The following is a 16,548-nucleotide window of genomic DNA, read 5'->3' as shown; positions in this document are numbered from 1 at the left end:
TACGTGCCCGATCGTTCCGATGTTGACATGCGGTTTATTTCTCTGAAATACTTCCTTTGCCATTCTCTTTCTCCTTTTTTACTTGCTTTCGTGCGTAAGCCTGACTAGAATGTGGTAGTCACGTGGTATTCTGGAGCGGGTGATGGGAATCGAACCCACGTAGCCAGCTTGGGAAGCTGGAACTCTACCATTGAGTTACACCCGCATAACCACGTGCTGTTCTTATTCTATAATCCCTCCCTGTTTTTGTCAATAGAAAAGCCCTAAAATAAAGAAAGTGCGGAGGAAAATTTCTCCGCACTTTTTGTCATTATTTTTCCCTTATTTTCTAGGAAGATGCGCTGGGCAGCGCAGGCGCCGGCTCGCCGGAAGGCGATGCACTGGGCGCGGCAGAAGGCACCTGGGAAGGAGAAGGAGAGGGTGAAGGCGAGGGGCCGACGGCCAGCGTCCCCGGGAAGGCCTTATATGTCTCGGTGGAATACAGCTCCTTTTCCCCAATCTGCTTGCCGCTCTGCTTATCCTTTTTAATCTTCCAGACTTTTACCTGGATAAAGTTGTGCCGCGGCTTGACCCACTGGGATGCTTCGGGCTTGAGCTCGGGGTCTACCGTGATTGCCGGCGATTCCGTGGGCTCTTCGTCTTTGACATCCTCCACCTCAAAGCTGACGTCGTAATCCATCTTGGGGCCGTATACCTTGATGGTAACCGTTCTGTCGTTCTTGCCGTCTACCACCGCCACGACGGCAATGGGCGTATCATAGTTGTTCTGGAAGACAAAGTCCGGCCCGCCGGTGGAGATGGTGGCGTCCAGCCCGGTGGGGACATAGCCCAGCGGCCAGGAGTGGTGCGAGCGCGTCGTGATTTTCACTTCGCTCTTGATCAGCGCGATATACAGCGTCGAAGAGACCTGGCAAATGCCGCCGCCCGGCTCTTCCACGTATTTTCCGTTGTTGATGCCCGCCGCATCCTTCCAGCCCGTCTCCTTGGTGCGCGGGCCGGCCGCATCGTTGATGGACCACTTTTCCCCTGGCTGGAGCACCGTGCCGTTGACCACCGTCGCCATGCGCCAGATATTATAGCGGCGCTCATATTTGGAATCCTTGAACCGGGTTGTAAACGAAGCCATGAGCTGGCAGTTTTCCTCCAGCTCGGCTTTGGTCAGCGTCGGCTGCGTCTCGCTTATTTCGGCGGCAATCTGGCTGTTCAGGTCGTCTGCGGCCAGCTTTTCCAGAATCGCCGCGGCCAGCTTCTCATCGTCCACTTCCCTGCCAACCGCCTCTTCTTTGATGCTCAGCGCGCCGTTCAGCTGCAAATTTTCCTCATCCTTGGTTTCGCTGATGACGATCTCCGCGTTCTGAACCGGCGTATTATAGCGCTCGCCCATAGTCTCCAGGCTGGCCTTGAGCGTCTGCTCGGAGGCCTGAACCGTCAGCGGGAAGTTCATTCCCTCTTTTTCGGCTTTCTTTTTCGCCTCGCGGTTTTCTGAGGCCGTGCCGTCTTTGCCGTAGAAAAGCGCCTGCTCCATCACGGAAGGATAATCAATGGATGCGCCCAGCATCTCGCTGTCCAGCGCGTAAACCTCGCCGTCAACGGTATATTCCACCGAAAGCTGCGAGAGCTTGAGCTGCATTTTTTCCGCGACCAGCGGCTCCGCTTCGGCATAAGTTTTATCCGAGACGTCAATCCCTTCGATGCACACGCCAGTCTCAAACTTGCCGCTGGCCAGAATCTCTGCGCGCTTTTCCGGCGTCATCTCGCCGCCGCCCGCAAAGAAAACAAAATAAGCGCCTGCCGCCATGAGCAAAACTGCCGCCACAATGCAGACGACAATCCACAGCTGCCGGTTGTTTCCCCGCCGTCTCCTATTCCTCTCGGCCGGCCGGCCATTTTTCGCTTTTGTATTTTTGCCGCGATAGCTGCTCTGATAGCCGCGTTTTCTTCCTGCCATTGCTCTATTCTGTCCCTTCTGTCAAATCGCCCTGCTGCTTCATGTGATAGAGCAGCACATAAAGGCTGTCGCTTAAATGCACATTTTCCAGCCGCACGCCCCGGCTCACTTCCACATCCGTCGGCGCAAAATTCCAGATACCCCGGACGCCCAGCCCACAGAGCATGGATGCCGTCTCCTGCGCGGCTTCTTTGGGCGTGCAGATGATGCCGAGATCGATGCGGCTTTGCCGGGCAAATTCCGCCAGCGTCTGCACATGGCGTATCGCACAGCCCGCCACGGTTTTGCCTATGGCCTCCGGCCGTACATCAAACACGCCGATGATCCGAAACTTTTCGCAGGCAAAACCGGAATAGCGGACCAGCGCCTGGCCAATATTGCCCGCGCCGATGATCACCGCCCCGTATGCCTGCTCCAGCCCTAAAATAGCTGCAATCTCATCCCGCAGCTTGCCGATGGAATATCCGTATCCCTGTTGCCCGAAGCCACCGAAACAGTTGAGATCCCGGCGGATCTGCGAGGCATTCATCCCAAGCTCTTCGCTCATGCGGGAGGAGGAAATCCGCTCCTCCCCCTGCAAAAGCTTATCGCTCAAATACCGGTAGTATTTGGGCATTCTGCGGATGACTGCCTCTGGAACTTTTCCATAAGAGCCCATCTATTGCTCCACGTTTTTCTTGGTATGATTGAGCAGGCCGCCGGCCAGCAGAATTTCCCGCAGGCGCTCTGAAACTTCCAGCTTCACTTCATACGTCTCGCCCTTGGTAAGGTTGCGCAGGACGAATGGCTCTTGGCCCCGGGTTTTCTGCTGCGCACGCTCGATGCAAAGCGCATCGCCCTGGCCGATTTTATCGTAATCCGCTTCGTTTGCGAAAACCAGCGGCAAAATGCCCGAGTTGATGAGATTGCTCATATGGATGCGGGCAAAGCTCTTTGCGATGACGCCCTTGATGCCCAGATACAGCGGAACCAGCGCCGCGTGCTCTCTGGAAGAGCCCTGGCCGTAGTTTTGGCCAGCCACCAAAAACCCGCCGTTTTTCTCCTTTGCCCGGGCCGGGAAAGAGGCGTCCACAGGCGAGAGGCAGTAATCCGAAAGATACGGGATATTTGAGCGGTAGGGCAGCAGCTTGGCGTTGCTGGGCATAATATGGTCTGTCGTGATATTATCTTCCATTTTCAGCAGTACTTCCCCGCCAATTTCCTCGGGCATCGCCTGGTTGATGGGGAACGGCTTGATATTCGGGCCGCGGACGACTTCCACCTGCGCGCCGTCCTCCGCCGGGGCCACGACCATATTGTCGTTTACCTCGAACACCTCTGGCATCTCGATGCAAAGCTCTGCCAGCTTGCTCTGCGGCAGGCTCAGCGGCGAGGTGAACACGCCGGCAATTGCGCTGGCCGCCGCCGTTTCCGGCGAGACCAGATAGACGCTGGCGCTGGGCGTTCCGCTGCGGCCAAAGAAGTTGCGGTTGAACGTCCGAAGCGAGACGGCGTCCGTCGCCGGAGACTGCCCCATGCCAATGCAGGGCCCGCAGGCGCATTCCAAAATGCGCGCGCCTGCCGCAACCATATCTGCCAGCGCGCCGTTCTTCGCCAGCATATTGAAAACCTGGCGGCTTCCCGGCGCGATGACCAGGCTCACGTTATCCGCGACCTTTTTGCCTTTGAGGATGGCCGCGGCTTTCATCATATCCGTATAGGAGGAGTTGGTGCAGCTGCCAATGCAGACCTGATCCACCTTCATCCCCGCGAGATTGTCGACCGTCTCGATGTTATCCGGGCTGTGCGGGCAGGCGGCCAGCGGCGCCAGCTCTCCCAAATCGATGACCAGGTGCTCGTCGTATACCGCGTCCGCATCTGCCGAAAGCGGCGTATAATCCTGCTCTCTGCCCTGGGCTTTTAAGAAGCTTCTGGTTACTTCATCGCTGGGGAAAATGGAGGTCGTTGCGCCCAGCTCCGCGCCCATGTTGGTGATCGTCGCCCGATCCGGCACGCTCAGCGCGGCAATGCCCTCGCCGCTGTATTCGATGACTTTGCCCACGCCGCCTTTTACCGTCAGTTCCTGCAAAACTTTCAAAATGACATCTTTGGCAGAGACACCCGGATTCAGCTTGCCCCTCAGTTCCACATTGACGACACTTGGCATATTGAGATAGTATGCGCCGCCGCCCATGGCCACGGCCACATCCAGCCCGCCTGCGCCAATGGCGATCATGCCGATGCCGCCGCCCGTGGGCGTGTGGCTGTCCGAGCCCAGCAGCGTCGCCCCGGGCACGCCAAAGCGCTCCAGGTTGACCTGATGGCAGATGCCATTGCCCGGCCGCGAGAAATAGATGCCGTGCTTTTTGGCAACCGTCTCGATAAACTTGTGGTCATCCGCATTTTCACTGCCCGATTGCAGCATATTATGATCGATATAGGCCAGAGACTTTTTCGTTTTGACTCTCGGAATCCCCATAGCCTCGAATTGCAGATAGGCCATTGTGCCCGTCGAATCCTGCGTCAGCGTATAGTCGATGCCGATGGAGATTTCACCGCCCGGCACCATTTCGCCGGATTTCAGGTGGTTTTCCAAAATCTTATACGTCAGTGTTTTTCCCATTGTTTGCTCCGCCCTTTCGTCAAATACATGCAAATTTTCTTATAGTAAATTGTACTTGTAAACGATAAAAATTGCAAGATGCTTGTCCGCCGCAGCGCGCTTTATGGTATAATGATTCCACCCGTTACTGAAATCAGAGATTTCAAACGGGTTCCCGGATTCATTGAACCATGGCACCGCTCCGCTTTGCCGCGGCGCTGGAAGGGGAAGCAAGCTGACGCTTGCCCTTATCATGGTATAATAACCTCACTGCGCTGATTAAAAGGTCAAGAGCGATGGGCAGTCATGGGGGCAAGCCCCATATCCCTTTACTTATTTTAGAAATGGGATTGCAGGGAAAGACGGTCCGCATGGCGGGCTGGAGATGGGGGAGCAAGCTGGCGCTTGCGCTTATCATAGCATCCCTCTTATTGCCGCATTTTTCGCTGGCATCAGGCCAAATCCATCACCGCAAAGGCCATACTATGGCATTATTTACCATCGTGCTTTGCGGGGCGATAAATGTCATTGAAAAATTTACAAAAATAAATGATAGAAAGGAAAAAATATGAGAGTTTGGGGAATTTTAAATAAAAATCATAAAATTATCGCCAGCACGACGGCTTTCAGCCCACAGGAGGAAACCGGGCAGGCGCTGCTGGAATGCTTGGAGCAAATCTATAAAAGCTTGGATATTGCCGAGCCCGTCTGGGTTTCCAAACACGCCCGGGAGCTTTCCGCCTTCCGCAAAACAAAGTTTATGTCCTCGGATTTTATCGAGCCGATCTCCTTCGATTTTTTTGAAATCGAAATTTTGCCAGAGGATTCATAGAATATTCATTTTCGGGCAGACTATCTCCGAAAGGAGTTGATAGTTTTGGATATCGCAGCACTTATTTTAGTCATTATCGGCGCGATTAACTGGCTTCTCATCGGGCTGTTTCAGTTCGATCTCGTCGCTGCAATCTGCGGCGGGCAGACGGCCATCCTAAGCCGGATTATCTATTCTCTCGTGGGAATAGCTGGTCTTTGGTGCTTATCCCTTTTTTCCAGGTACATTCCAAAAAGAGACCATTAAAGAACGCCCGGGATTATCCCGGGCTTCTTGCTTTTTTTCCGCCCTTTTGCCGGGCGCTTTTCTTGCTATTTCTCCCGGCCTCACATATAATAAAACCATACCTTTAAAAAAGAATCGGAGGATGCGGTTTATGGCGATTGTCGATCAGGCAGAAATTTTTGCGCCGCTGGCAGAAAAATTACAGCACGGCGGCTGTTTTCTAGTAACGGGCAGGGAGAAGCCCAATATTATGACCATCGGCTGGAGCACCGCCGGCATTATGTGGAATAAGCCGGTGTTTGCCGTTCCCGTCCGCCTTTCGCGGTATTCGCACGCCAAGCTGGAAGAGCTGGGCGAGTTTACCGTGTGCGTGCCCTCCAGCCTTCATCCCATGAAAAAAGAGCTGGCCATCGCAGGGATGAAGTCCGGCAGGGATATGGATAAAATCGCGGAGCTCGGCTTGGAGATGGAGGCATCTGAAACAGTCTCTGTCCCGCGCATCAAGGGCTGTGCCGCCGTCTATGAATGCCGGGTCATCTATAAAATGCAGATGCCCGAAGCCGAGCTGGACCGCGAGATCGTCTCTAAGCACTACGCCGCCGGGGATTATCATACCATCTACTACGGCGAAATCCTCTGCTGCCATCAGTTTTAGGAGGCAAATATGCTCATCGCCCAGCTCATGCAAAAAATGATCGCCTATGCCGATGGAAATATTCACGATATCAACCACTTCCTGAAAGTCTATGCCTATGCCAAAACCATCGGAGAGTGCGAAGGGCTGGATGGGCAGACGCAGGAAATCCTGGAGGCGGCCGCAATCATCCATGATATTGCCTGCCCGCTTTGCCGCATCAAATACGGCAATACCAGCGGCAAAAACCAGGAGATAGAGAGCCCTGCGCTGGTTCGGGAATTTCTGAAAAATTCCGGCCTTTCGGAAGAGGCCATCAGCCGCATCGCCTATCTCGCGGGCCATCACCATACACCCGGCGCCGCAGACGGCATGGATTATCAAATTCTCATTGAGGCAGATTATCTCGTCAATGCAGACGAGAGTGGGCATTCCAAAGAAAAAATTCAAAATGCCATGCAGCATATTTTCAAAACCCGGACGGGCGCAGAACTGCTGCGTGCAGTCTACCAGTTGTCTTAGGGGGCGCCATGCAGGAGGTTTTCATGCGCAGGCTGCTGCCGGGCGAAATCCCGGCGTTCATCCAGCTGCGGCTGGAACAGCTGAGGGAAGAGGGCTCAAAGCTCCCGCCTAATCTGGAAGCTTCGCTTGCTTCCTACTACCAGCGGCATATGGCGGATGGCAGCTTTATCTCGTGGGTAGTGTGCCGCGGCGATCAGATCATCGCCACCAGTGGCATCTCCCTGGTGGAAAAGCCTCCGTATGCCAGCAACCCTTCGGGGAGAATTGCCCTGGTTTCCAGTATGTATACCAAAAAGCCCTACCGCCGGCAGGGCATCGCCAAAGCGCTTTTGAGCAAAATCGTCGCAGAGGCCAAAGCGTGGGGGTGCGGCACCGTGCAGATCACAGCCTCGGATCAGGGCGTTTTGCTCTACGAAGATTTTGGATTCCAAAAAAATGCCAATTTTCTGCAGTTTCAGATCAAATAGCAGACATGCAAAGGAGAGAAAAATGAGAGTCTTTATCAGCGCCGATATTGAAGGCATCGCTACCACGACGCTTTGGAGCGAAACCGAAACCCAGACGCAGGCCGTCGCACAGGCGCACGCCGCGCAGATGACGGCGGAAGTGAAGGCCGCCTGCGAAGGAGCAATCGCCGCCGGCGCCGACTATATCCTGGTGCGCGATGCCCATGAAACCGGGACGAACATCGATATTCACCAGCTCCCCGCCTGCGCAGAGGTCATCCGCGGCTGGAGCGGCCACCCCTACTGCATGGTGGAGGGCATCGACAAAAGCTTTGACGCCGCGCTGTTCATCGGCTATCACTCGGCCGCCGGCCGGGAGGGCAGCCCGCTCTCGCACACCAACAACCAGCGGCTCTTCTGGGTGAAGATCAACGGCCAGAAAGTCAGTGAATTCCAGATGCATAGCTGGGCCTGCGCGCTGGAAGGCGTGCCCACCGTGTTTCTCTCGGGCGACCAGATGCTCTGCGAGGACTGCGCCTCTCTGCACCCAAAGCTCAAGGCTCTGGCAGTCAAGAGCGGGTTTGGCGGAGCGACGCGCAGCATGGCCCCTTCCCTGGCCGTCCAGAAAATCCGTGAACAGGCAGAACAGGCGCTGCGCCAGGATCTATCCGGCGCGCTCTGCACCCTGCCCGAAACCTTCCATTTTGAAATTTGCTACAAAGATCATACGCTGGCGACCAAGATGTCGTTCTTCCCGGGCTTCCGAAAGACAGACGACAACACCATCGCCATGGATTCGGGCAGCTATCTGGATTTGCTGGTTGCCGCACGGTTTGTCTTTTAGCCCAAAGGCACCCTATCGCCGGAATCGCCCTGTGCGCGGATCATCCTCAGCCATATCTCTTAGCCACCCGGACAGATGTGCGCTGTTGTGCAAAAAAATACACAAAAAAGCGGTCAGCTCATGCTGCCCGCTTTTTTCTCTTTTTGCCGTCCGCTTACTGCCTGGCAATGCCATCCTCAAAGAAATACCGCACGAGAATCTGGCATGGGTTCTCCCCTCCCCAGATCTTCTCGAAGCATTCCAGAGGCGCAAAGCCCATTTTCTCATAAAATGCCCGGGTTTTGGCATAGCCCGCATCCGGGTTGCTCTCGCCCAGCGTTTTGACCTGCAAATATCCAATCCCATTTTGCCAGCACCACGCGGCACAGCGCCAGAACAGCGCCCGGCCTATGCCTTCGCGGTGCATATGCGGCGCAACGCCCATGACGGCAATCTCCGCCGCGCGATCGGAAAGCCGTTTGGCGGCCAGAAAACCGGCTGCTTTGCCATCCTTTCGCGCGCAAAACACAGCCTGATTTTCGCAGTCTGCCGCATACCTCTCCCGCGCCTGCTCGTTTTCGAACCACCCGGGCAGCTGCTCCAGAATTTCCGCCGCCGCGGCGCACTTCTCCCTGGAATCATGCAGCTGCTCTGCCCGATATGCGCCTGAATCGAGATACTCTATGATCTCCCAAATCTCGGGATAGAAGAACAGCTTGCCCGTCAGAACCAGCTGCCGAAGCGCCGCAAGATCCGCCCACTTGGCGCCCGAGACTTCCTCGGATTGCAGCTTTAGCCGGCTTACCGGAACATCCATTTGCAGCAAATAAATATCCCAGATGAGATGCGTGCCGTCCTGGCGCAGGATCCGGCGCAGAAATTGCAGCTGTTCCGGCTGAACCGCCAGGCCCAGCTCTTCTCTCAGCTCCCGGATGCACCCGGAGCGGGTATCCTCCCCCGCCACCATGCGCCCGGTCGTCAGCCCCCAGACGCCCGGCAGAATCTCGCAGTCCTGGCTGCGCTCCTGAATGAGCACTTCCCCCTTGGAGTTGACAATCCAAACTTCCATCGCCAAATGATAGTCCTCAGCGGAAAGCTCCGCCCCTTTAGGCACTGTTTTCCCCGTCTTTTCTGCAAACCGATCGTAAAGATCCCAAACTTCCATATCTGCCCTCGCTTTCGCTCCGCCCGGCTACCTGGCCGCGAAAAACACGCGCCGTTCGCCCTCTCGCAAAACTTCATACCGGCGGACGTGAAATGCCCGCTCAATCGCCTCTTCCTCCAGGCACTCCTGGGTCTCCCCTTCAAAAAAGACGCCGCCTTCCTGCAAAATGACGATGCGATCCGCATACTGCACGGCCTGGGAAAGGTTGTGCAGTATAATCATCACCGTCTTTTTGTGCCGGTTTTTCAGCTCTCTTAATTTGCTCAGAAAAGCCGCTTCGTATTCCATATCCAGGTGCGTCGTCGGCTCATCCAGGATGACGGCCCGGGTATTCTGCGCCAAAATCATGGCCAGATACGCCCGCTGCTGTTCCCCGCCCGAAAGCAGGCGTATGTTCTTACCGCGCATCTCCCAAATATCCGCATCGCGCATGGCTTGCTGGACCGCCTCGCGATCCGCCCGGGAAAAGCGCTTTCCAATATCCAGATAGGGGCTGCGCCCAAAGCCCACCAGTTCCTCCACCGACACCTGCGGCCGCTCCAGATTCTGCGGCAGAATCGCCAGCAGTTTGGCCCGCTCCCGCGGGGAGAGCAGCGCAATATTCTGCCCGGAAAAACAGATCTCCCCCCTATAGCGCAGCTCCTGATTGATGCAGGAGACCAGCGTGGATTTGCCGCTCCCGTTTTTCCCCAGCACGGCCGTGATCGTATGCGGAATCAGCCGGAAGCTGACGCGCTCCAGCACAGGCTCTGCCCGGTAGCCCGCCGTCAGGTTTTCAAAGCTTAGCATGGGCGTCGCCTCCTTTTTTGAGCAGCAGAGAAAAGAAGAAGGGCGCGCCGATTGCCGCCATCACAATCCCCGCCGGCACTTCCGCCGGCGCGAACAGCACGCGCCCCAGCAGATCCGCAATCAGCACCAGAATCGCCCCGGCAAAGGAGGAAAACAGCAAAAGTGATTTTGTATTTTCGCCCACGATGCGCCGGGCGATATGCGGCACCACCAGCCCGACAAACCCCAGAAGCCCTGCAAAGCTCACCACCGCCGAAGCCGCCGCCGAGGCGCAGACCAGGCAAACCATGCGCAGAACTTTGACGCGCACGCCCAGTGAGAGCGCCATCGTATCCCCCAGGCAGAGCAGCTGAATGCGCCGGGATGCCAGCAGGGAAACTGCCAGGCTGGCCAGAATGATAACTCCCGGCGCCGCAAGGCTTTGCAAGCGGATTCCCGCCAGGCCGCCGGCAGAGAAATCGTGATAGGCCAGCAAAATCTCGCTGTCCATCATGGAGAGAAAGGAGATGCCCGCGTTGAGCAGGGCTGTGAGCGCGATGCCCGCCAGGACGACGGTCGCCCGGGTGCTGCCAATGCGCCCGGCCATGGCCAGGATGATCAGCGTCGCCCCAAACGCCCCGAGAAACGCGGCAAAGGGCAGCGCATAGAGCGCCTTTGGCCAAAAGCTCAGGCAAAGAATGGTCAAAAAGCCCGCGCCCGAGTTGACGCCGATGACGCTGGGCCCGGCCAGCGGATTTCCCGTAACGCTTTGCAGCAGCACGCCCGAAACTGAAAGCCCAATGCCGGCCAGCACCGCGCCCAAAACCCGGGGCAGGCGGATATAGCGCAAAATGGCAGACTGCGTCTCATACCCCGGTGCGCCGGCAAAGCCCTTGCAAAAATCCGCAAAGGAGAGCTCCGCGCTTCCAAACCGGAAGGAGAGAGCGGCAAAAAGCACCAGCAAAGTAAACAGCGCCGCTGTGCCCTTCCTGCTCTGCCAAAAATTCCTGCCGGTTTGCTTGTTCTGCCTATCCTGCATTCCCTGCTCCCCCGTTTCCGGCGCCATCCAGCCGCTCTGCCAGATAGGCATAGGCCTCTGCCCACTTGGCATTGGGCTTAAAGTGAAACAGCTCTTTGGGCAGGAAGGCGTAATTCCCCTGCCGCACGGCGTCTAACTGCTGCCATTCGGGCAGGGCAAACAGGCTCTGCATATACTCCTTTGCCGCCTGCTCGTCTCCCATGGTGGAAATAAAGAGATAATCCGGGTTTTGCAGCAAAATCTCCTCCAGGCTCAGCCCTTCCAGTAGCGTCTGTGCCTGATCTGCGATGTTTTCTGCGCCCAGCTCTTCCAGCATCTTGCAGGCGAAATGGTTTTCCGCCGTTTTGGCCTTGGTCGCGCTGTAGGAAGAGCCTGCCCGGATAAATAGAATCCGCTTTTTTCCCTGTTTCTCGGCCTTCTCCTGCGCCCGGGCAACGGTTTCCTGAATCTGCTCCTGGATAGCCTGGCCATAGGCCGCATACGCCCCAGGATTCTCCGTCAGATCCGTGCAGATTTTGAGCACGCGCAGATAATCCTCAAAAGATTCCACATGGAATGCCGCCACGGCCACGCCTGCTTCTTCCAAAACCTCCGCCGCCTCTATCTGCCCCGCCAGATCTGCCGAGCAGATCACGAGATCCGGCTCGCTGGCCAGCAAAAGCTCGATATCGATGGTCTTGCCCGCGCCGCTGTCCACCAGCAAAACCCCTTCCGGCGCAATGCCCCGCTCCACGCTCTCGCCCACCGTCGCGCTCATCTCCCCGCCCGCCAGCTGCCAGATATCCGCATAGGAGGAGAGCAGTACGGCGACTTTTTCCGGCTTTTCCTCCAGCACGACCCGGCGCCCGGCGTCATCCGTAAAAGAATAGAAGCTCTGCGCCGTATCCTGCTGCCCTTCGCCCGCGCACCCAACCGCCGCCAGCAAAAGGGCAAGCCCCAGGAGCAGGGCCATCGCCGCTCTGCTCCTGCGCTTTAGCATGTTGCCCCGCCTTTCAGGTGCTTCTTGGCCGCGAGGTTTTCCTGCTTGCGCTCCAGAAGCGCATCCGAATCCAGCTGGCTCTGCACATTTTCAAAGCCCAGCCGCGCGACGGTATCCGCAAAGCGCTCGCCCGTCTGCCCCTGTTCCCGGAACAGCAAAATCGCCTTTTCCACGACATTAAGCGCCTGCTCTTTGCTGGTATAGACCTTTTCCAGCGGGCGTCCCTGGGCAAATTTCTTGCCCCATCTTCCGCCGATATAGATGCGGTAGCCCGTGGCCTCGGGCGCAAGCGCGCCAAACGGGCAGGCCGGGATGCACCGGCCGCAGTTATTGCAGTTCTCCTCTTTCAGCACAATTTTGCCTTCTCTGAGTTTCGCCGCGCCCATAGGGCAGGTATTTTCCACCTGGCATTTTTTGCAGCCCCGGCATTTTTCCAAATCCACCGCCGGAATCCGCTGGCCCACGATGCCCAGATCGTTGAGATCCGGTTTGACGCAGTTGTTGGGGCAGCCGCCCACAGCGATTTTGAACTTATGCGGCAGCTTGACATCTGCGTACCCATGATAGAACCGCTCGTGGATTTCCTGGGAGAGTGCAAAGGTATCGATGAGCCCATATTGGCAGGTCGTCCCCTTGCAGGAGACCACCTGCCGCACCTTGGATCCCGTTCCGCCCGTCTCCAGGCCAGCCCGGGCCAGCTCCTCGCGCAGCGGCTCAATCTGCTCATACGGCACGCCCTGGATCTCGATGGTGAGCCGGGATGTCATGGTAATCTCGCCGCTGCCAAACTTCTCGGCGGCCTGCGCAATGGCGCGGCTCTCCTCTGCCGTAATCTTGCCGTTGCGCGTGATGACGCGCCCGTTGAACACGCCCGGCCGCGTTTTATCCTGTAAAAAGCCCAGCGCCTTCACCCTTGCAATCTCTGCCTGGGGCACCTTCCGCTCCGCCCCAGGCACGTGCACCGGCTGGAACGCCGTCGCCCCTTCCAGCACGACCGTATTCTCATATCCATAATGGCGCATCCGGTTTTGCAGGAAATACGCCCGCTTGCCCCTGCTGCAAACCAGCAGCAGCTTCTCCTCTTTGGCGATGCCGGGAATCTCCCCGTCCACTTTGGTCAAATCCACATAAGTCGCCCCGGGAATGCTGGGCGCCGCGCCTGCATCGATGATGCGGTAGCCCTGCGCTGCGCCCGCCGCATATTCGGCCGGCGTCATGCTGACGAGTTTGCCCTCCAGCTTGTTGAGCAGGATATAGGCCGCCTGGGTCATGGGGTGAATGGCCGTGGAAAAAGGCGGTGCATAGGCGAAATCTGCGTTTTCAAAATCCTCCAGTCTGGCGCCCATGCCAATGCCCATCACGGCAATATCTACCATTTTGTCTACCGCCCCTGGCCCCAGCACCTGCGCGCCAAGCAGGCGATGCGTCTGTTTATCTGCGATGAGCTTGGTGGCAAAAAACGCCGCATCCGGATAATAGTGCGCCTTATCGTCGGTAACCGCCAGCGCCGTGGCAACGTCATAGCCCGCTTCCCTGGCCTGGCGCTCGGTCAGCCCGGTTTTGCCGCAGTTCAGCCCAGGGAGCCTGACGACGCCCGTCCCCAAAACGCCGGGATAGCGCCTCTGCTCGCCCGCCAGAACCTGCGCCAGCATCCGCCCCTGCAGGTTGGCCGAAGAGCCCATGGCAGACCACTGCTCCCGGCCTGTGATGCGGTGATAGACCATCGCGCAGTCCCCTGCCGCGTAGACATCCGGCAGATTGGTGCGCATCTGTTCGTCGACTTTGATGCAGCCGCGCACCAGCTCGATGCCGCTCCCCTGCAAAAATTCCGTGTTGGGCCGAATGCCTACCGAGAGCACGACCAGATCGCAGGGTAGCTCGCCCGCATCCGTGCGCACTGCGCGCACTTTGCCCTCTCCCAAAATCTCTTCCGCCTTGGTGCCCGTCAGCACGGAAATGCCCTCTCGCCTTAAATGCCGCTGCACATATGCCGCCATTTCCGCATCCAAAATTCCGGGCATGAGCTGTTCCGCAAAATCGATGACTGTAACGCCGATGCCCTGGGCTTTCAGGTTCTCCGCCACTTCCAGGCCGATAAAGCCTCCGCCGACGACCACCGCCCGCCTGACGCTTTCAGCCTGCACATAGGCTCGAATGGCAACGGCATCCTCCGGCGTGCGCATCTTATAGATCCCCTTTTGCTCTATGCCAGGAATGGGCGGCAAAATCGAGCGCGCACCCGTGGCGATGACGAGGGCGTCGTAGTTCAGCTCCTTCTGCTCTGCCCGGGCCAGATCGCGCACCAGCACTTTCTTTTTGTCGCTCTCCAGCGCGATGGCCTCCATGCCCGTCTGCACGCAGACACCCGTCAGATCCGCATATTTCTTGGGCGTATTGACGATGAGCTCCGCCGCATCCTCAATCGCTCCGCCCACATAATAGGGCAGCGCACAGCCCGCGTAGGAAATCTCCCGATCCCGGGTGATCAGCGTGATTTGCGCGTCCCTTTCTTCCCGTTTGAGCTTGGCAGCCGTCTTTGTCCCGGCCGCAACTCCGCCAATGATGAGTATTTTTCTCTGCATTTTTTACCTCTTTTCTATGCCTGCGCTTCCCGATGGCAGCAATGCGCCTCCCCGGCGCATTCCGGCTTCAACGCCGCGCATACCAGCACGTCTCCTCCCGCAATGAGAATTTGCTTGCCGTTGACCAGCGCATCCGCAATTTTTTGGCGCGCGGCTTCATACATCCGGGTAACGGTCGGCCGGGAAACCTGCATTTTTTTCGCGCACTCCTCCTGCGTCAGCTTTGCGTAATCCAGCAAGCGAATTACCTCATATTCATCATAGCCGACGGTAACGCTGCCCGCCTCCTCCAAATCCGGAAAAAAGCGCGTTACCTTGGGCTTCGAGCAGATATATCTGCATTTTTGTGGCCTTGCCATAAAGCACCTCGCCTTCTGCTTTTTAGTATAATAGTTTATGAACATATGTCAATAATCTTTTTTAAGGGTACTATATGTCTTTTGCTATGCAAAACACCAAATTCTTTTTCGCCATATTTTTCACAGCGTTTTCGCAGAAAGCAGGATAAAATCCTTGAATTTTTCAAATAAGTTTGTTATAATTCAAAAAGGCGTCAAGAAAGCCTTGGCAAAGCGCCCGGAGTGGAGAAGTATCGAAGTGGTCATAACGAGCGCGACTCGAAATCGTGTTGCCCGCAAGGGCACGTGGGTTCGAATCCCACCTTCTCCGCCATTTGGGCAACGAGAGCGCGAAAGAGTAAAAGCCTTTTGCTTTTGTCTTCCCGCCTTCCTAGCTCACTTATTTTATCTGGAGGCGTAGCTCAGCTGGGAGAGCACTTGCTTCACACGCAAGGGGTCACTGGTTCGAGTCCAGCCGTCTCCACCACAAAAAACCGCTTTATAGAGCGGTTTTTTTATTATTCTTTTTTCTCATCATCCTTACAAATAGCCCTTTTGACTACAAAAGAAAAATAAAGCAGCTCTTTTTTCTGCCGGTATCTTAGCGCAAAAGTATTCCCATATTCCATTGCGCAAGCAAATATTAAAATTCCATAATTTTCCAATACTGCATTTTTCAGGAGAAAATTATGGAAACCCTTTATTCAAAAATTGTCGCTCAAAATACCCTGAGGCTTCGCAAAGAAGCTGGTCTCTCTCAATTTGCTCTTGCCATCGAAGCCGGCATCGATCCCAAAACGCTTAACGCCATCGAACACGCCAATGCCAATTTGGAGTTAAGCACCCTTGAGAAAATCTCAAAAGCACTGGGCATTTCTGTGGAGCTCCTTTTTGATGGGCTCGAAGATCCGCTCTCCAAGTTGGATTCGCTGATTTGCCTCCTATCTGAAAATTGCGAATAAGCAGCAGAGCCTTCGCCGCGCTTCTTAGTTCCCGCGCGGTTTCCTCAGCGCAATTTATTTGCTCTGCGAAATAGCTCTCTGCAAATTTGGCAGCACTTCTAAATCAAACGATCTAGTGTTTGATCAAATGAACCGAAAACAGGGGCCGCTTTTCTAATTTGATTTACCCATCTGAACATGCCGTTTGCGGCGCGCAAACTTCCTCGCCTTTTTTCACAAGGCGAAAGCCGAATGATTCTCTCTTCTATTTCTGTGAGCAGTCCGTCAGAAGCTCTATCAGCGCATCTAGTCCCGGCGACGCTCTCTTCTTTCCCTCAAAGAACCGCGCAATGGGAATGCCAAGCGCACCTGCAATTTTTTCCAAAGTGCCCAGCTTCAACTTGCTGGCGGCGTGTTCCGCGGCATGAAGTGTCTTGAGCGCAATATCAGCTTCTGTGGCCAGCTTCAGCTGTGAGAGACCCATTTCCTTGTGGAACTTCAAAATAGTCTGAGCGACGGTTCGATTTATTGTTTCCATAATCCCCTCCTAGCAAAGCCTTATGAGAAAATTATGAAACAATTAGACATAACTATATAGTTACAAAAATGCAACCAAATTAGAACCACATTTTACGAATAGAGAAACCGCGGTTCCTCCAGCCATTTATGGGGCATCACATGCTAAAAGCAGCAGGAGCCAGGCCAGCAAAACCTTCAAATAAAAA

At 55.9% G+C, this 16,548-nt stretch carries 18 protein-coding genes and 3 tRNA genes; 10 read left to right on the top strand and 11 right to left on the bottom strand.

Annotation, left to right across the window (positions count from 1 at the left end):
• Positions 1 to 131: 131 nt before the first annotated feature.
• The 4 genes from AALG83_08245 to AALG83_08230 form a co-directional block, all read right to left on the bottom strand.
• Positions 132 to 205: transfer RNA gene (locus tag AALG83_08245), tRNA-Gly, on the bottom strand.
• Positions 206 to 328: 123 nt separating this feature from the next.
• Positions 329 to 1,948, bottom strand: coding sequence for a VanW family protein (locus tag AALG83_08240; GenBank protein ID MEY8383138.1), 1,620 nt, complete (start codon positions 1,946 to 1,948; stop codon positions 329 to 331).
• 4 nt (positions 1,949 to 1,952) lie between these two features.
• The gene (locus tag AALG83_08235) at positions 1,953 to 2,606 is read right to left on the bottom strand and encodes a redox-sensing transcriptional repressor Rex (GenBank protein ID MEY8383137.1); all 654 of its coding nucleotides are present in this window, start codon (positions 2,604 to 2,606) and stop codon (positions 1,953 to 1,955) included.
• Positions 2,607 to 4,550 carry an aconitate hydratase gene (locus tag AALG83_08230; protein ID MEY8383136.1) on the bottom strand — a complete coding sequence of 648 codons (1,944 nt, stop codon included), beginning with the start codon at positions 4,548 to 4,550 and terminating at the stop codon, positions 2,607 to 2,609.
• Between the two features lie 275 nt (positions 4,551 to 4,825).
• On the opposite strand from AALG83_08230, the gene AALG83_08225 reads away from it, so the two are divergent.
• The 7 genes from AALG83_08225 to AALG83_08195 all read left to right on the top strand — a co-directional run bounded on the left by AALG83_08225 (position 4,826) and on the right by AALG83_08195 (position 8,032).
• Positions 4,826 to 5,101, top strand: coding sequence for a hypothetical protein (locus AALG83_08225; protein ID MEY8383135.1), 276 nt, complete (start codon positions 4,826 to 4,828; stop codon positions 5,099 to 5,101).
• Positions 5,098 to 5,361 carry a hypothetical protein gene (locus AALG83_08220; protein MEY8383134.1) on the top strand — a complete coding sequence of 88 codons (264 nt, stop codon included), beginning with the start codon at positions 5,098 to 5,100 and terminating at the stop codon, positions 5,359 to 5,361. Before AALG83_08225 ends, AALG83_08220 begins: the two co-directional genes overlap by 4 nt.
• 45 nt (positions 5,362 to 5,406) lie before the next feature.
• Positions 5,407 to 5,607, top strand: a complete 201-nt coding sequence (locus tag AALG83_08215; GenBank protein MEY8383133.1) for a DUF378 domain-containing protein — start codon at positions 5,407 to 5,409, stop codon at positions 5,605 to 5,607.
• A gap of 130 nt (positions 5,608 to 5,737) precedes the next feature.
• Positions 5,738 to 6,241, top strand: coding sequence for a flavin reductase family protein (locus tag AALG83_08210; protein ID MEY8383132.1), 504 nt, complete (start codon positions 5,738 to 5,740; stop codon positions 6,239 to 6,241).
• A 9-nt stretch (positions 6,242 to 6,250) separates the two neighbouring features.
• Complete coding sequence (locus AALG83_08205) at positions 6,251 to 6,742, top strand: HD domain-containing protein (protein MEY8383131.1); 492 nt, start codon at positions 6,251 to 6,253, stop codon at positions 6,740 to 6,742.
• 23 nt (positions 6,743 to 6,765) lie between these two features.
• The gene (locus AALG83_08200) at positions 6,766 to 7,209 is read left to right on the top strand and encodes a GNAT family N-acetyltransferase (protein MEY8383130.1); all 444 of its coding nucleotides are present in this window, start codon (positions 6,766 to 6,768) and stop codon (positions 7,207 to 7,209) included.
• Between the two features lie 22 nt (positions 7,210 to 7,231).
• Positions 7,232 to 8,032 carry a M55 family metallopeptidase gene (locus AALG83_08195; GenBank protein ID MEY8383129.1) on the top strand — a complete coding sequence of 267 codons (801 nt, stop codon included), beginning with the start codon at positions 7,232 to 7,234 and terminating at the stop codon, positions 8,030 to 8,032.
• 154 nt (positions 8,033 to 8,186) lie between these two features.
• On the opposite strand, the gene AALG83_08190 is transcribed toward AALG83_08195, so the two are convergent.
• The 6 genes from AALG83_08190 to AALG83_08165 are packed head-to-tail and all read right to left on the bottom strand — an operon-like array spanning position 8,187 to position 14,903.
• Positions 8,187 to 9,176, bottom strand: a complete 990-nt coding sequence (locus AALG83_08190; protein ID MEY8383128.1) for a GNAT family N-acetyltransferase — start codon at positions 9,174 to 9,176, stop codon at positions 8,187 to 8,189.
• 27 nt (positions 9,177 to 9,203) lie between these two features.
• Positions 9,204 to 9,965, bottom strand: coding sequence for an ABC transporter ATP-binding protein (locus tag AALG83_08185; protein ID MEY8383127.1), 762 nt, complete (start codon positions 9,963 to 9,965; stop codon positions 9,204 to 9,206).
• Entirely contained in the window at positions 9,952 to 11,010 is a 1,059-nt protein-coding gene (locus AALG83_08180; protein ID MEY8383126.1) for an iron ABC transporter permease, read from the bottom strand. Before AALG83_08180 ends, AALG83_08185 begins: the two co-directional genes overlap by 14 nt.
• On the bottom strand, positions 10,973 to 11,962 hold the full coding sequence (locus AALG83_08175) for an ABC transporter substrate-binding protein (GenBank protein MEY8383125.1): 990 nt from the start codon (positions 11,960 to 11,962) through the stop codon (positions 10,973 to 10,975). The genes AALG83_08180 and AALG83_08175 overlap by 38 nt, the downstream gene beginning before the upstream one ends.
• Entirely contained in the window at positions 11,956 to 14,544 is a 2,589-nt protein-coding gene (locus tag AALG83_08170) for an FAD-dependent oxidoreductase (GenBank protein MEY8383124.1), read from the bottom strand. The genes AALG83_08175 and AALG83_08170 overlap by 7 nt, the downstream gene beginning before the upstream one ends.
• A gap of 14 nt (positions 14,545 to 14,558) precedes the next feature.
• Positions 14,559 to 14,903 (bottom strand): DUF134 domain-containing protein, encoded by a 345-nt coding sequence (locus AALG83_08165; protein ID MEY8383123.1) that lies wholly within the window; start codon positions 14,901 to 14,903, stop codon positions 14,559 to 14,561.
• 224 nt (positions 14,904 to 15,127) lie between these two features.
• Between AALG83_08165 and AALG83_08160 the strand changes: the two genes are divergently transcribed.
• From AALG83_08160 to AALG83_08150, 3 genes are all read left to right on the top strand, one after another.
• A tRNA-Ser gene (locus tag AALG83_08160) sits at positions 15,128 to 15,216 on the top strand.
• Positions 15,217 to 15,293: 77 nt separating this feature from the next.
• Positions 15,294 to 15,369, top strand: a tRNA-Val gene (locus tag AALG83_08155).
• 202 nt (positions 15,370 to 15,571) lie between these two features.
• The gene (locus tag AALG83_08150) at positions 15,572 to 15,844 is read left to right on the top strand and encodes a helix-turn-helix transcriptional regulator (protein MEY8383122.1); all 273 of its coding nucleotides are present in this window, start codon (positions 15,572 to 15,574) and stop codon (positions 15,842 to 15,844) included.
• 244 nt (positions 15,845 to 16,088) lie between these two features.
• On the opposite strand, the gene AALG83_08145 is transcribed toward AALG83_08150, so the two are convergent.
• Entirely contained in the window at positions 16,089 to 16,361 is a 273-nt protein-coding gene (locus tag AALG83_08145) for a helix-turn-helix transcriptional regulator (GenBank protein MEY8383121.1), read from the bottom strand.
• Positions 16,362 to 16,548 lie beyond the last annotated feature (187 nt).

The organism is Christensenellaceae bacterium 44-20, assembly GCA_041223705.1.
Lineage (GTDB): Bacteria > Bacillota > Clostridia > Christensenellales > Christensenellaceae > QANA01.
The sequence above is the reverse complement of the archived record's forward strand: the minus strand, read 5'-3'. Positions and strand labels throughout refer to the sequence as shown.

What these genes read in the sequence shown, in the direction of transcription:
- AALG83_08185 (MEY8383127.1), bottom strand. Translation starts at nt 9,965, where the DNA reads ATGCTAAGCTTTGAAAACCTGACGGCGGGCTACCGGGCAGAGCCTGTG.
- AALG83_08145 (MEY8383121.1), bottom strand. Translation starts at nt 16,361, where the DNA reads ATGGAAACAATAAATCGAACCGTCGCTCAGACTATTTTGAAGTTCCAC.
- AALG83_08210 (MEY8383132.1), top strand. Translation starts at nt 5,738, where the DNA reads ATGGCGATTGTCGATCAGGCAGAAATTTTTGCGCCGCTGGCAGAAAAA.
- AALG83_08175 (MEY8383125.1), bottom strand. Translation starts at nt 11,962, where the DNA reads ATGCTAAAGCGCAGGAGCAGAGCGGCGATGGCCCTGCTCCTGGGGCTT.
- AALG83_08150 (MEY8383122.1), top strand. Translation starts at nt 15,572, where the DNA reads ATGGAAACCCTTTATTCAAAAATTGTCGCTCAAAATACCCTGAGGCTT.
- AALG83_08195 (MEY8383129.1), top strand. Translation starts at nt 7,232, where the DNA reads ATGAGAGTCTTTATCAGCGCCGATATTGAAGGCATCGCTACCACGACG.
- AALG83_08165 (MEY8383123.1), bottom strand. Translation starts at nt 14,903, where the DNA reads ATGGCAAGGCCACAAAAATGCAGATATATCTGCTCGAAGCCCAAGGTA.
- AALG83_08225 (MEY8383135.1), top strand. Translation starts at nt 4,826, where the DNA reads ATGGGCAGTCATGGGGGCAAGCCCCATATCCCTTTACTTATTTTAGAA.
- AALG83_08200 (MEY8383130.1), top strand. Translation starts at nt 6,766, where the DNA reads ATGCGCAGGCTGCTGCCGGGCGAAATCCCGGCGTTCATCCAGCTGCGG.
- AALG83_08235 (MEY8383137.1), bottom strand. Translation starts at nt 2,606, where the DNA reads ATGGGCTCTTATGGAAAAGTTCCAGAGGCAGTCATCCGCAGAATGCCC.
- AALG83_08170 (MEY8383124.1), bottom strand. Translation starts at nt 14,544, where the DNA reads ATGCAGAGAAAAATACTCATCATTGGCGGAGTTGCGGCCGGGACAAAG.
- AALG83_08190 (MEY8383128.1), bottom strand. Translation starts at nt 9,176, where the DNA reads ATGGAAGTTTGGGATCTTTACGATCGGTTTGCAGAAAAGACGGGGAAA.
- AALG83_08205 (MEY8383131.1), top strand. Translation starts at nt 6,251, where the DNA reads ATGCTCATCGCCCAGCTCATGCAAAAAATGATCGCCTATGCCGATGGA.
- AALG83_08230 (MEY8383136.1), bottom strand. Translation starts at nt 4,550, where the DNA reads ATGGGAAAAACACTGACGTATAAGATTTTGGAAAACCACCTGAAATCC.
- AALG83_08220 (MEY8383134.1), top strand. Translation starts at nt 5,098, where the DNA reads ATGAGAGTTTGGGGAATTTTAAATAAAAATCATAAAATTATCGCCAGC.
- AALG83_08240 (MEY8383138.1), bottom strand. Translation starts at nt 1,948, where the DNA reads ATGGCAGGAAGAAAACGCGGCTATCAGAGCAGCTATCGCGGCAAAAAT.
- AALG83_08180 (MEY8383126.1), bottom strand. Translation starts at nt 11,010, where the DNA reads ATGGCGCCGGAAACGGGGGAGCAGGGAATGCAGGATAGGCAGAACAAG.